This is a genomic window from Aureibaculum luteum (assembly GCF_003449015.1).
GTDB lineage: Bacteria > Bacteroidota > Bacteroidia > Flavobacteriales > Flavobacteriaceae > Aureibaculum > Aureibaculum luteum.
Window position 1 is genome coordinate 131,540 of sequence record NZ_QRGD01000004.1, and the last position, 15,349, is coordinate 146,888.

At 32.6% G+C, this 15,349-nt stretch carries 10 protein-coding genes; all 10 read right to left on the bottom strand.

What is annotated here, in order from left to right:
• Positions 1 to 92: 92 nt before the first annotated feature.
• The 10 genes from D3P13_RS11290 to D3P13_RS11335 all read right to left on the bottom strand — a co-directional run bounded on the left by D3P13_RS11290 (position 93) and on the right by D3P13_RS11335 (position 15,349).
• Positions 93 to 1,052, bottom strand: a complete 960-nt coding sequence (locus tag D3P13_RS11290; protein ID WP_117882436.1) for a prolyl oligopeptidase family serine peptidase — start codon at positions 1,050 to 1,052, stop codon at positions 93 to 95.
• 94 nt (positions 1,053 to 1,146) lie between these two features.
• Positions 1,147 to 3,879 carry a hypothetical protein gene (locus D3P13_RS11295; RefSeq protein WP_117882438.1) on the bottom strand — a complete coding sequence of 911 codons (2,733 nt, stop codon included), beginning with the start codon at positions 3,877 to 3,879 and terminating at the stop codon, positions 1,147 to 1,149.
• Positions 3,880 to 3,932: 53 nt separating this feature from the next.
• On the bottom strand, positions 3,933 to 4,616 hold the full coding sequence (locus D3P13_RS11300) for a TonB-dependent receptor plug domain-containing protein (RefSeq protein ID WP_117882440.1): 684 nt from the start codon (positions 4,614 to 4,616) through the stop codon (positions 3,933 to 3,935).
• 71 nt (positions 4,617 to 4,687) lie between these two features.
• Positions 4,688 to 5,512 (bottom strand): 3-keto-disaccharide hydrolase, encoded by an 825-nt coding sequence (locus D3P13_RS11305; protein WP_117882443.1) that lies wholly within the window; start codon positions 5,510 to 5,512, stop codon positions 4,688 to 4,690.
• A gap of 20 nt (positions 5,513 to 5,532) precedes the next feature.
• Positions 5,533 to 6,243 (bottom strand): SGNH/GDSL hydrolase family protein, encoded by a 711-nt coding sequence (locus D3P13_RS11310; protein WP_117882445.1) that lies wholly within the window; start codon positions 6,241 to 6,243, stop codon positions 5,533 to 5,535.
• A gap of 4 nt (positions 6,244 to 6,247) precedes the next feature.
• Positions 6,248 to 7,990 (bottom strand): FAD-dependent oxidoreductase, encoded by a 1,743-nt coding sequence (locus D3P13_RS11315; RefSeq protein WP_117882448.1) that lies wholly within the window; start codon positions 7,988 to 7,990, stop codon positions 6,248 to 6,250.
• A complete protein-coding gene (locus tag D3P13_RS11320; protein ID WP_117882450.1) occupies positions 7,941 to 10,244 on the bottom strand; it encodes a heparinase II/III family protein in 2,304 nt (767 codons plus the stop codon). The genes D3P13_RS11315 and D3P13_RS11320 overlap by 50 nt, the downstream gene beginning before the upstream one ends.
• A 241-nt stretch (positions 10,245 to 10,485) precedes the next feature.
• Complete coding sequence (locus D3P13_RS11325) at positions 10,486 to 11,526, bottom strand: GDSL-type esterase/lipase family protein (RefSeq protein WP_232829174.1); 1,041 nt, start codon at positions 11,524 to 11,526, stop codon at positions 10,486 to 10,488.
• Positions 11,527 to 11,580: 54 nt separating this feature from the next.
• Positions 11,581 to 12,948, bottom strand: coding sequence for an alpha-L-fucosidase (locus tag D3P13_RS11330; RefSeq protein WP_117882452.1), 1,368 nt, complete (start codon positions 12,946 to 12,948; stop codon positions 11,581 to 11,583).
• 34 nt (positions 12,949 to 12,982) lie between these two features.
• Positions 12,983 to 15,349, bottom strand: coding sequence for a PDZ domain-containing protein (locus D3P13_RS11335; protein ID WP_117882453.1), 2,367 nt, complete (start codon positions 15,347 to 15,349; stop codon positions 12,983 to 12,985).

Here is a 15,349-nt window from a genome sequence, read left to right on the forward strand (position 1 = left end):
AATTTATTTCGTTTCAGATATAATTTATTACGCTCTAATTGAACAAGTGAACTAGTTAATTTAAAAGAATGAATTAATAAAATTTAACCAACCTATTTTAAATGAGAAAGTATAAATTTAGTAGCATAATCATTCAGTTCCTCTATTGATGGCGAAATATTTGACCCGCTAAAACTATGTCCCGCATTTTTAATGGTTAATAGTTCAACGTCCGCATTTTTCTCTTTTGCCACTTCTATCATGTAAGTCGAGTTTATAATGGGTAGCGTTGTATCTTTGTCTCCGTGTAATAATAAAATTGGTGGACTATCTTCTTCTAAAAGCTCAGTAGGACTTAACAATTTTGCCAATTCTGGTTTCTCTTCTATGGGATCACCTAAAAGTCGCACAAAAAGTTTTTTATCTTCAAAAATAGAATTTGGTCGAATATCAGGATTTATACAAGATGTAAAGGGAAAATAGGAAGCTACACATTTAAAATCAAGCGTGTATTTTGATAATTTAGGATCACCTTTAAAATCAGATTCTTTACTTAAAGCTGTCACTAGACTTAAATGTCCTCCTGCAGATCCTCCCCAAATACCATACTTGTTTTTATCTAATTTATATTTCTCTGCATTTTTTAAGAGAAAACGAGCTGCCTCTTTTGAATCTACAACAGCATCATAAGCAGTAATAGTTCCTCGTGCTTTTCGGTATTCTATGGTAGCACAAACAACCCCATTATCAAGAAGGTTTCTTAAAGTACCCAAAAAGGATTTTCTTAACACTTTGTATTTGCTTCCACCAGCCCATCCACCTCCGTGAACATGTAACATCCATGGATTTTCTTTTTTTACCTTATTAGGTTCTGGATAGAAAATAATCATATCTAATTCAGTACCATCTACCGTTTTATAAACGACAGTTTCTTTATAAGTAAATGTGTCAAGAATTTCTTGTTCTTCTGGCGTTTGTCCAATTACAATTGATTGGTAACCGAAAAACAGTACCAATAGAAGTAATCCTCTTTTTATTCTTAAAAGAATCTTGAAGTAATTATTTAATTTCATTTATTTAACATTTTATATATTAGAATATTATAAAATTATTTTAGTTTATTTAAACATGTTAAATTCTCAAATAATTGCATCTAATAATAGGTTATTATATATGTATTGTTCGCAAATCGCCAGCTTCAAATTTCTTTTCTACCCCCTTGTGAGTAATAGTAACAGCGACTTCATTGTGCAGTATAAGTTGACCATTTTGTTGTTTTAAAACCACATTACCTATTTCGCTTGCTGAAATTGAAAAGTCTTTTGTGATTACTTCTTTTCCGTTACCCATAAAAATTATCAAATCTCCATTTTTTTCATTGGCTAATAATGTATAGGTAGCATCAGTTGTCATCTCTTTATAATTTACCTTTTGATGATTTGCTGAAGAAAAAACAATATCTTCACGACCCGATTTATGTTTTATATGAAGACCAACAAACTCAGTATTCCCATTTTCATCTTCAAAACCAGAAATATTTGTAATGCTCTTTCCTTCACTAGAAGTAAAAGGTTCATAAACTGAAACAAAAGGGTGTTCCCAAGCGGCTCCGTGCTGTCTTGCTGCAAAAGTTAAATAAGGTGCATTTTCAACCTCATACGGAAAGCCATGGTTTCCTTTAAAAGCTTTATTTGGAGGCGATTTTAATGAAAATATTTCACGTCCTTCAGTTCCTTTCATCCACAAGTTCATAAAAACATCGTCCTCCCCTTCTGGCATATCTATTTTCCATTCTGCTTGATAATCTTTATTCAGCTTGATAGATTTTTTATCCCACATATAATCCAAGGCATATAAAAACCCTCCAGCAAAAGCCATTTCTTCTGTTGGCATAAGGTTTAAAGGTTGCCCAGATTCATCTAAAACCGCCATACTTTGACCGAGGTTATGGTAATAATAATCATGAAATTTATCTCCTTTGCGTTGTTTTTTAGATCGAAAAATATCAATATAATAGCCTGTTGTTTCGCCCGTTTTTATTGTGCTTACTAGTCGTGATTGATCACTTCTAGTTTCAGGTTCTAAAAAATAAACATCTGAATAGGTAATATCTGTGTAGTAACCGTTTTTCTTTTCAGATTTAGGATATTCACCCATTAAATCAAATGCGTGATTACTAAACATTTCGGTATATGAAGACACCCCATCTACCATCACGGTATTGTGTGCTGGAAACTGCGAATAAAACTCCAAGTATATGGGTTGTAGATAACTCGCCCCCTTTCCTGGATCAGCTCCTTGTACAAACCCTTTGCCATACAATTCCATATTAATTCCATTGGCATGCATGTGGTTACCAAGCGATCCATTTAAGGAGACCATCATACCATCTTTTCCAGATCCTATCCGTTGAACATGCCAACTTACGTTAGGAGCATAAAAAGTTTGAGTAATGTACTCTTTTAAATCTCCTGCACCATATTTAGGATTGAGCTCCAAAGGCTTAGAAGCAAAAAAAGAAGAGATATTTGCTTTTGGTTTTCTTCCTTTTTTACCGGAACTCTTAGAATCTTCAGCAAATAAGTGATACATACTCGTAAATTCTTTTTCAACGGCTTTATCATTATTCTTCTGAGCTACACGTATTAAGTTTGTAATTGCTTCTGTACCTAAACCAGCATAATTAGAATCGCCAAAAGCTACTGTTTGCCCATTCGGAAATAAATACTGTGGTAACATTTTTACAGCTTTTACCATTGTTGGCATATATGGTAAAATATTATGATCAAAAGTAGTATCAAAATCCTCAATAAAGGCTGTTAAATCTTTAGTTACACCTTGAGAATACCCAGGGCATTCTGCCCAAACACCATTGTTTTCATCATAACCAAAATCCATAAATTTAGTTAACGACCACTGTCTTGCGGAAGTAACATTCAGAATATAATCGATATAATATTCACGCCCTTTTTTATCTTCATAATATTTATTATCCTTTAATACCATTGCGGCTTTTAAAATTGTCTTAGCCTGATGTAGATTCCAGTTATTTTGTGGTACTCCATTTTTGATTATTTGATCTGTCCATCTCTTAATGGTTTTATCATACATAGGTATATATTCAGCGTGATTCGCTTCAATATATGGATGTAAAAAATCATAAAGTTCGGCAACATCTATGAGTACACTTTCATGAATTACTTGAAAATTAGTAAAGCCAACAAGTGTCTGTATATGCCCATTAAGTAAATCAATTGGTTCACTTCTATAGGACATTCCTTCTAAATAGGTATGGATAATATCATTTGCAAATTTAGCATAACGTTCATCATTTTCAAGCCAATAAATAAATGCGGCATCGCGTGCTAACTCAATTATTTGCTCATTAATGGAATAAATTACTCGTCCAGTTTTAGAGGGTTCAGCCCATTCAAAAGGATTCCCTTCTTTACTTCTATTTGGTAAATACAAACCACGTGGATCATCCATATAAGGTAAAATATCCTCTAATTTTGGCGTTCCATAAGGTGTTGTATAGTCTCTAGAACCAACAAAACGTACTGTAGGCACAGGTGCTTCACCATCGGCATGTGAGTAATTAATACCATCTATATAAATATTAGTTGCTTTGGTTTTCCAATACATTTGTAGTCGAGAAACCATCCATTCTGGGTCTTTAATATGACGTTCTACATGTTTATCTATACGTTCGTGAATACCTTGCAATACGGCTTTAGCCCACGGCTCATTTTTAATCGTTTTCTCTAAGCCTTTCTTTTCTGATTGCGTAATATATAAACGTGGATATCCTTGTTCTAGATTTTCAGGGAGAGGAATTTGTGCATATGCCCATCTTCCAAGAAAAGATAATACAATGATTATTATTAACGTTTTTTTCATCTTAATTTTATTTGAAATTTATTTCCGAGCTCTATTTTGTTTCATAATCCTATTTATTCACCACCTTTCTTCATTTCAATTATCACTACCCCATTTGCACCTCTTGAACCATAAATTGCCGCTGAACCATCTTTCAATAAACTAATTCTTTTTACATTAAACGGTCTCAACCCTTCAAGTGTTTGTATGTTAACAGGAACATCATCTACAATTATTAAAGCAGCATTTGAACCATTAATTGAACTAGGTCCTCTTATAATTATTTCTTTATTTATAATTTGCACACCTACTAGTTTTCTTACTATTAAAGCATAAATGTCGGCATATTGTGCAAAATCATCATCATCATCATCACTAATACTTGCTATTGAAAAAAGTTTTTTATCATCTTTTACATATCCGTATGCCACGGAAATTTTGTCCTTTTTAAGACTCGTTTTTAGTTTAAGATTGACATGCAACATTTTATTTTCTTCTTTAATCTTTACTTTCTGTGTTGAAAACCCGTTGGCACTTATCTTAAGTCTATCTGTAGGTAAACAATTCAACTCAAAATGTCCAATACTATCAGTAAGAAATATTAGTTTTGAGCTTGAAACAATAATCTTAGCGTTAATTAGTGGAATACTATCAAATGTTGTTACAAATCCTTTAATTCTTTTTTCCTGACCTTCAGACTTAAATGATATAAAGGTTAAAATAAGAATTATTGCGAAAGTAACATATGAATTTTTCATGATTAATATGGCTTCATTATTATGAATTAAAATTTAATAAAATTAAAAAAATCAAGTTCTAATCAAATCTATTATTCAATAAATTCTTTCATTGGAATAATCTTTTCAAATTCCTTAATTTTAATATTTCTATAATAAATTTCAGCCGTTTCTGATTGAAATCCAATAATGCCTTCACTTACCGAAAGATTTGTCGCCATATTTACAATCTCACCATTCAATTTGTGAATGGTATATGCATCACCCATAACAATAATCTCACATTGATTCCATTTATCATTTAGGGCATTATATGTTGGATTAGCAATACCATAAAGTTCATTTTTCTTTTCTCCCATATCTTTTCCTCCAACTTTTGGTAATTGAAATGTTTTACCATCTTCAGTAGCCGTCCAATGTAATGTTGTATTCGCCGCCCAAAAATCACCAGTATGATTTCTATTTGTAATATGGTTATACCTTATTTGATATTCTATCCCTTTCGGCCAAATTTTGTCATCAAACACATGATAATAACAACCTGCATCATATTGCCATTTATCAAAGTTATTAGTGATTTTTGTCCCCCATTTATATTCAAACCTCAGTATATATTTACTATATTTTTTATTTGTATAAAAAAGACCATGTGTTTCATTTTCTCCTGTATTCAGATTTAAACTATCAGGCATATCTTTAAAAACATGCACCATTCCATCTTCAATTGCGTATACTTTTTTGGCCATTTCTTCATCTCCATTTTTTAATTTAAGATGCCAACCATCCCAATTTTTACCATTGAATATTTCCACAAAACCTTCATCTGATAAGGGATCTTTTTGAGTCTTCGTACATGCAATTGTTAACAGAAAAATTAATGATACAAGTACTGAATAATTTGATAGTTTAGATTTCATTTTTAATTGAATTTTTATAATTATTTATGATCATAATCATTGATGAGGTTCTGAAGGATAACTGGATAGGTTTTTCCTTTCGCTCCGCTTCCTTTGGTAATAGAATCTCCAAAACATACAATTTTCTGTTGCTTTTGTACTAATTGATTACCTTTTAAAAAATAGAAGACCATTTCTCCAATAAAATGATACCCCAATTCAGTTGGATGTACTCCATCACTAACACCACTATTTTTTTGATTTCTAATAAACAAATCTGTGTTGTGTTTTGGAAGGTCTAAATCAGTAAAAGCCTGATAAAGGTCTATAAACTTCAATTCATTGTTAACAGCAATTCTCAAATTTATTTGTCTCACTGAATCTAATTTCTCATTAGGAGATGCTCTAAAAAGATTTTTATCATGCCTTTCAAAAAGATAAACAGAGTCGGCCGGTGGAGGTGACATTAACACAATTTCAATCCCTTTTTCTTTTATTTTTCTAATTAGCGTTACAAGATTGTCTTCATATTTTTTATATGAAATCATTTTTTTAGAATTCAACATATCGTTTGTACCCACCATTAAAATCACTAAATCAGGATGTTGTTCTAAAACATCTTTATCCAATCGACTTAATAAATTCATAGTATTATTACCTCCTACTCCAGCATTAATCACCTGAGCACTAACACCTAAAGAGCTAATTACTAAACCTAAAGTTAAAACAGTATTTGAAAAATAATTTCTCATTTTATTACGGTAAAAATTCTAAAACTTGCTGATCTGCTATTAATTTTTCTTTTAATTTATCGTAAGAAACTTCGTGAATATCATTTCCCGATTCAATTGCCAAACCTGCTAAAGTACCAGCACTTTGTCCAAGTATCATAAAAACAGGTTCCATTCTAATAGATCCATAAGCAATGTGAGAACTCGACACAGCACAAGGAACAATTAAGTTTTTACACTCTCGTTTTTTGGGAAGAATAGTACCTAAATGAATTTGATAGGGTTCTTCTGCATCAACACCTAAATCACCTTCATTTTGTACATATCCATTTTTTGTAATATAACGTTGAACATTATGCGAATCCATCGTATACGAGCCCATTCCTATCGGTTGAGTCACTCCGCTTTTTCCTAAAATTTCATTTTCAGTCATTACAAATTCACCCAACATACGTCTTGCTTCACGCACATAAATTTGATAAGGCCAATGATCATTATCTACAAACTCATCTTTAGCTAACCCCCATTTATTAATATTGTCTTTGTGTTCTTGCGGAACACTTTCGTCATGTCCCCAAAAATAAAGTAAGCCTTTATGATAGCTAATATGCTGTGCTAAAATTTCTTTTCTCTTTTCATAAGTTGCCTCCGGGTATTCATAGTTCATACCAATATTATCTGAACTAAATGGACCTACATTGTTAACATCTCGCTTATGGTTTGGAATTTTACCCCCGCCGAACATAGAATATCTGCCTGATTTAAACACTCTTCTTAACAATTCATAATCAGCAGGGTTATAATCTTCTGGTTTTTCAAATGGTATTACATTACCTTCAGCATTGGTAGTACACAATCTGTAATTATAAGCTTGTACTTTATGATCTCCCTGCCCCTGTTCTCCTGGTGCGTCTGTAGAAATAAAGGGCAAAACGCCACTTGTTGAATCACCTTCAATTAGATAAGGGCTTATTTTTCTGTCCGCGAAATTGTGACTGTGATGAAAAATCTCTTTTTGCACACCATTCCACTCTTCATTATACACACTATTAGCCTCACGCCCTACATGATAATTAACACCAGCAGCTGCCATTAAATCACCTTCATAAGAACCATCTACAAATACTTTAGCTGTATATTTTTCACCATCTAACGTTGTGATAGCTATTATTTTACCATCCTTCATCTCCACACCTTTCTCACGGTCTAACCATTTATCTCGCAAGATTTTAATATTATATTTCTTCACCATGTCTTCAAAAATTTTTTCCGCTACATGAGGTTCAAATGTCCACATGGTCTTTGTACTATTATCGATTGCTGTGGTACCCTGACCTTCATTTCCGTATTCATTGCGTGGTTGCCAATTCCAAGCTTTTTGATTTTGATAATGATTATAAACACTTTGATAAAATTCTTTTGAAATACCTCCAATAACCGTCTTATTACCAAGATCTGTAAAACCAAGACCACTTGATGATAAACCTCCAATATGTTTTTCAGGACAAAGAATCAAAACCGTCTTTCCCATTCGTTTTAACTGTACAGCTGTAGTTATAGCTGCTGAAGTACCTCCATATATAATTACATCAGCATCATAATTTTTAGAATTTTCTTTGGGAGTACATCCAATGAGCAAAAGGCAACCTAACAACACAATGGAAAATACCAATTGATATATTTTTTTAAAAAAGGAATGAAATTTCATATTTTTTAAATTATTTATTATTTCTAATTTGTAATTGAATCGTTTTATTTGAGTTATCATAAATACCTTTTTTAAGGACTTCATTTAATTGTAAACTTTTTATATTTTCGGGATTATAAATAGTGACCGTAGCATTAGGTTGCCCTTGAAAAATTAAATTTGGTTGCTTTCCAAAATTCTCTACCAAAGCGGTATATTTTGACAAAGAATGAAGTAAAACTTGCCCATTACGACGTAAATAACTACCATGCCCAATAAACACTTCATTAACTGTATTTATATCTGTTTTATCAGCATTTTCGTCAAACTTTAAAACAGTAAGGTACGCATCAGTTTCCCAACCTTCAATATTTATGAGACTATTTCGATGTTTTAAGCGACCATCTGCTAATAAATTAAAATATACAACAGAGGTTTCACCATTTTGAGTAATGGTGACTTTTAAATAATCTTTACCTTCCTCTCGTGTAATTATTGGTAATTTGTTCTTGTTTTCCTCTGTTTCTAGTATGATTGCAGAAACAAATTTTGTTCTCGTAGTTTTTTCAAAATGACTAATAGACCAATAAGGTTTACTTTCTTCAGGATGATGATCTTCATGTCCAATTTTTTCAGTTAATCTCATATGTTCTGGAAAATCATGTGGGCGTTCTCCTCCAGGAGGAAACGTTTCAGGAAAGAGTGGACGCACTCTTATTTTAGCATCTTCATCTTTAATTTTCAAATCAATTCCGCCTTTTAAATTAGATTCTCCATTGTAATGCAATAGCCATTCAAATTGCCCCGGTTCAAAGGCGAGTAAATCGTCAATAACTAAAATGACATCACCTACCCAAATAAAGTTACGATAATTCCGAGCCAAAATGTGAGAATATGGTCCCGTAGCATTTGCTAATAAATATTTAAATCCCTCTCCTTCAACAAGATTATGCAATGAACCTGAATTAACACTTCCAAAATAAGGATCATTTCTATTTTGAGCTTTCCCATCAAAGAACACAACATTATGTGCTTCACTTTGACAATAAAATTCCGTATATAATGGACTCAAATAACTAGCTCCACCTGAATCTATTATTAAATTTTTACCGTTGTGAAATAATATATATGAACCTGCATCGGCATGTGCATGATTCCAAGTAAACCCTGATTTCACCGCTAACATGGTTTTATTATCTTCCCAAGAATTTCGTAAGGTTGCCCAACCCATATCTTTATACAGATGAGATTTAGATCCTTTGGGTACATAATCCGTATTTAAAGTTGGTAAGTTCGGGTTCAAAGCTAACGCCTCCGCTGATTTCCAATATCTCGATTCCTTGTTTGTCGTTTTGTTGATATACCAAGCGTATTCATCTTTTTGATACCCTAAATTCCATAGTAGTTTGAGTATTCTATCCCCATTTGCATCAATGCCCGAGTCTCCAAAATTTACGGCAAGGTCATTTTTTCCTTTTACATAATACGTTGTATTGATAAAGAAATTACCAATATTATCAAGCAATGGAGATTCATAAGTGGACTCATCTGGCCATGCATTTTTATAAGCCGTTAAGAACAATAAATATTGTGATGTGGCATATGAAGCATAGTTTAAGCTTTCATAAAAACCACCATCTTTATCAAAAGTAGGAGGTTTATTTTGCAATATACTCCCCGTATAATTCATCCATTCTATAGCTGAATTTTCAACTTCTTTTGCCCACTTGGTTGCTTCAGGTATTTCACTTCTTACAGCTAAAGATGCCAGTCCTGACATATAAACACAGGCACTCCACCAATTATGCCCCATAGTATCAAAGGTATGCATGTTTGTGGTTAATTCTAGCCAATCTTCTCTTGCTGGTGCTATTCCTAAATCGACAATACTTTGAGCTATTTTTTTTCTTTCTGACCCAGTTAAATATTGATATATGGCATCAAACCCCATTGCAATGTCATAGCTCGTGTGAGAAGTACCCAATCCACCTTTCCATGGTGGGTTTCTTTTTAATAAGGTACCGCCTTCCCAAGTTTTCTTCGTTCCATAATAAAGAAGTAACTCTTTCAACTTATTGGCATACTTTTCCTCGCCAGTAACTCTAAAAACTAAACCAAGCAGCAAACCATCGGTCGACTTTAACCTATCTTTCTTTAATAATTTTTTGGCTTTTTTGTACTGATTATCCCAGTTTTTCTCGATGGATTCATCTGTCTTAATTTGATCTTTTAACCGAGAGATATTTTCATCAGTATATAAAAGATAATTTCTTGTTTGTGCATTCAGGGAAAATACTAGTATATAAAAAATTACAAATAATAGGCCTCTTTGCATACTTCTCAAATTAGTTTAATTGAATATACAATACTATCTATTTTATGCATAAAGAAATATAACTCATCATTCAAGAGCTATAAATTATGATTTATTTTGAGTATTTGATTAAAAATTAAGGGATTTACTTAAATACATTAATTATCTCAAGAAGTAAGAAGGATAATTATTAAAAGGTCAAAACGTATTTAAAATTCAACACGCTTTGACCTTTTCAATTATTTTAATAATAAAGAATTTATTATTTTTTTCTTTTCAAAGCCTTTTTGATGGCCTCTTGAACCAATGGCTCCATAATATCATAACCATCGGCATTTGGATGTACAGTATCTCTACCCAACTCTTTTTTTAAGGCATTTTCACTATCAACCATTGGGGTAAAATAATCGAGATATACCATCTTGTGTTTTTTAGCATACGCTTTAATCAATTTATTCAATTTAATAATTTGATTGGCCGGTTCTATTGAAGCACTCCAAGAATAACTACTGGCAGGTAATACAGAGGCTAACACAACCTCTATATTGTTTGCTCTCGCTAATTCTGCCATAGAAAAAATATTTCCAGCAATACGCTCAATACTGATAACACCTCTATTACCCGCAATATCATTTGTACCTGCTGAAATAACAACTACTTTTGGTTTTAATTCTATGACATCTGGTCTTAACCTTAACAACATTTGAGCACTAGTTTGACCACTAATTCCTCTATTTATATAAGTTGGATTCGCTTCAAAGAATTGCCCGTGATCTCGTGTCCAATTATCTGTTATTGAATTACCAATAAATACAACTCTTTTTTCATTTTTAGATGGAGCTTTTAAACTCGCATTTGCTTTTCTGTATCGATTTAAATTTGCCCAATCTTCTGTAGGTGTTAAAACAATTTTTATAACCGTGGCAATATCATTTGGTGCCACTTTAGGTAAGAAAATAGTCAAATTACCATCCACCAATTTTGTTTTTAATTTTTTGTCCCCATAATTTAAGTAGGCCGTTCTTACATTTATGCCTCTATCAATAATCAGTTTTCCATCTGTTGGCCAATCAAAAACATGTGCATAAAGTATATCTTCTTTTCTGGTGTAACGTCCCCAATTTGGTTTTTCAAATGTACTCTCAGAAGTGCCATAAATAGCCTCTCCATTTTGCTTGGTCCATTCAGCCATTTTTATAAATTGTTGCGTATCTGAAAGCTTTTCCTTTTCACTATTTTCTTGAGCAAAAGCAGGACTTAGTTGTACTACGGATAGTACTATGAGTATGATTAATGTTTTCATTTTTTATAAAAATTATAATTATTGTTTATGATATAAAATAATAGGCCTTTAAACTTATTTAGCTAACTCTATTTTAATAACAGAAACAGTATTATCTGGTGCAAGTATAGGCACTTCAACTAAAACCTCTCTTGATGTTCCAAGTGTTTTTAATTCCGTGTTTGGAGCTGTTAAGAGGGTTGCTTTTTTAACTTTAATATCTTTATGTAATTTTAATGTTCCACTTTTTGGCCAATCAAAAACATGGGCATAAATAACATTCCCTTTTTGAGTATAGCGTCCCCATTTAGGTTTTTCATATGGACTTGCAGAAGCTCCATAAACAGATTCTCCATTCTTTTTAGTCCATTCTCCCATGGCATTCAATCGTCTAATACTTTCAGCAGGAAATCTTCCAAAACCATCAGGTCCAATATTTAATAGAAAGTTCCCTCCCTTAGAAACAATATCCACTAATTTTTGGATTAGATCTTCGCTACTTTTCCATTTGTTGTCTGAAGGCTTATATCCCCATGAACCATTCATGGTCATACAAGCTTCCCAATCAGAAGCAATACCTGTATCAGGAATTTCTTGTTCAGGTGTACCAAAATCTCCAGCAAAGTCACCATCGGCATCCATTCCTTCCATTCCCATACGGCCTTTATCTACACGATTATTCACAATTGTATTCGGTTGAATCTCACGAATAAAATCATACAGCTCTTTTCCCATTTCTGTAGTATAATCTGAAATCCAATCTCCATCAAACCATACCACTCCTATGTCTCCATAATTCGTTAATAATTCTTTTACTTGAGGTTTCATATAGTTTTTAAAGTACTTAGGAAACTTCGGATTTACCACAGATGGATCGTCATGTTGTGCTATATTATAATTTGGATACAAATTTCCTTGTGCTTGTGGGTGATGCCAGTCAACAATAGAATAGTAAACACAAAATATGATTCCTTGTTTTTTACAAGCTTCTGATAATTCTTTAATAATATCACGCTTAAAAGGAGAGGTATCCATTACATCGTAATCCGAAACTTTAGAGTCCCACAATGCAAATCCTTCATGGTGCTTAGATGTAATTACAATATACTTCATCCCTGCATTTTTAGCCATAGTTACCCATGCATCTGCGTCAAATAATTGGGGATTAAACATTTCTGGATATTTCTCATAATCTTCGATTGTATAATCGAGTTTATCCATGGCCCATTCTGCACCACCACCTGCAATTTTAGTATCACGTTCACCTCCAATTATGGAATACGCACCCCAATGAATAAACATTCCGAACTTTGCATCACGCCACCATTCCATACGTTCATCATCTGATAACTTTTTAACATTTTTCTTTTCTTGTGCAAAACCCGTACTAATATGCAATAGAGCAACCAGTATAATTATGATCGATTTTTTTAACATTTTCATTTTATTTAGTTTTAATATTATGGTTGAGTTCGTTTTACTTTATTTTAATAGTCAATTTTTTTTCCGTTTGATTTCGCATAATTAATAGTTCTAATTCATCAGAAGTATTAGCAACATTAATTTTAAAAAAGTCCTTTACAGTATTCACTTTTTTTCCAGCAGCCTCTAAAATAACATCCCCTTTTTTTAGTCCGTTATTTTTAACAGCTGGGCTTTGATTCCATACTTTTAATAGAATAACACCTTCTGGTGTTTTTAAACCATATGCCGATTGCTCTTGTTCTGAATCCACACTTTTAATTTCATTACGTAACCATGCTACAGTTGCACTCGATTTATCTTTATTTGATGAAGGGGTTTTAAGTAATGGAATTTCAGGTGTTTTCGCTATAGATTTTAATGCTGCTTTTTGAACTCCAAATTGATCCATAGGAAAGTTTTTAAACCCAATACTCAAAGCCTTTGAGTTCTCTGCCACGGTAAAATCTAAGTTTGCAGGGTCTATAAACATCGGATCTCCATAAGTACTGTGTAAGTCTCTATCATAAATTTGAGATTTCAAAAGGGTTTCTTCTGTCGGAAAAAAGTTATAATCTAATTCCTTTCCCCAGCCCAATAATCGTACATCTTGATACGCTTTACCAACAATATTATGCTTAAAAACATCTTCGCTATTCTTAAACCAAACATGTGGATGTAAAGAGTTGTTTACCATGATGTTATTTTCAGCTACACGATTAAAACCTTCACGTAATTTTAGCCCATTGTTTAGCAATAAATTATTATAAATATGATAATTAGAGGAACCATCATCTAAGTCAATATCCCAGCCGTGATCACAACGAAAACGATTGTTTCTAATAATGGTTGTTTTTATGGCATCCCATGTATGCATGTTAGGATTTGACGTGGTTAAGCTATCCATAATACGACGATTTGGATGCCAAAAACGATCTCTACCCCAAGAATTAAATGAACCATGATCACTTGTTTCTAACACCGTATTAAACACATCGTTAAATTCTAAAATATGTCCGCCCCATGTACCATCACCAATATTAATACCAGCTCTAGGTACATCATAAATACTATTATGCCTAACAGTAATATCCATTGCCATCGCAATTTGTACACCTGCCGTTTGCTTTTCAATTCTTCCTATTCTATAAATCAAATTATCCTCAACAAGGCATGCTCTCGGATACAATTCATTTTGTGGACCGGAAACAGTATCCATTTCTGCCATGGAAACAAATTCCCTATAATTAAATGATGGTGATCTTACAGCCGATGGATCTCCAATAAAAGACACAGCACTTGCACCGCAATCATGAATATGGTTCCCTTTTATTTCCAGTCCCTTATTGTATTTACTTGCCATAATAACATTACCTCCTAAATTTACAAACTGACTATCTTCAATTTTACAATTTTCTGTACCTTCAAAAAATATAGCACTCCCTCTATAAATAGTCCAATCACTTCGCAGTAAAGGCTCATATGCCTCCATGAATGTACGTTGTGTATTTTCAAAAGTTATTCCACTAATCGTCACATCTCTTACAGGATTTTCTTTGGTACCAACAATTTGTATTAAATCTTTAAGAACGGCCACTTCAATTTTGTCACTATCAAGAGCTACATTTTCTGATGGCCAATAATATAATTTATGCTCTATTTTATCTAAATACCACTCGCCAGGACTATCCAATTCCTCAAAAACATTTTCAACCATTCGATACTCTTTGTGCGGTTCTGAGCCTCTATTGTTTTGTTGTCCTCCTTCCAAAATTGCTGAACCATCTTCATTTACACCTGTAATTGTAAAATGAAAACCACCCCATTTACCTCCATGTAAAGCACTAAAATAAGCTCCTTTTGGATTTTTCCATGAGGCTATTCTTTCTTTTGAAATGGCATCTGCAGCAGATCCTTGCCAATATTGAGAACTTTCATCATAATTAGGATAACGTGCTAAAATTTGAGCTTTACCATTAACTATTAATTGATCAAAATCCAAATTTTCAGAAACTGTCGTAACAAACATATTGTCATTAAATTTTTCCCATTTCGATGTTAATACTGTAGAACCTTTTATTTTTACATCAGCTGCATTAATCCCTTTTATTGATAAATTACTTAATAAAGGAGGAATTTTTATGGGTTCTGATAAATGATAATCTCCTTTTAAAATTGTAATGTCTATTATAGCTTTTGAATCTTTAGCCTTAAGATCACTAGCTTTTTTAATTGCACTTTCTAATGTTGCAAATGGACTGTTTTTAGTGCCATCATTTGTTGTTTCACCCTTCGACGAAACAAATATTTCAATACTATTCTTCTCGTTTGTACAAGAAAAAATTAAACTTAAAACGGATATAAATAGGATTATTTTTTTCAT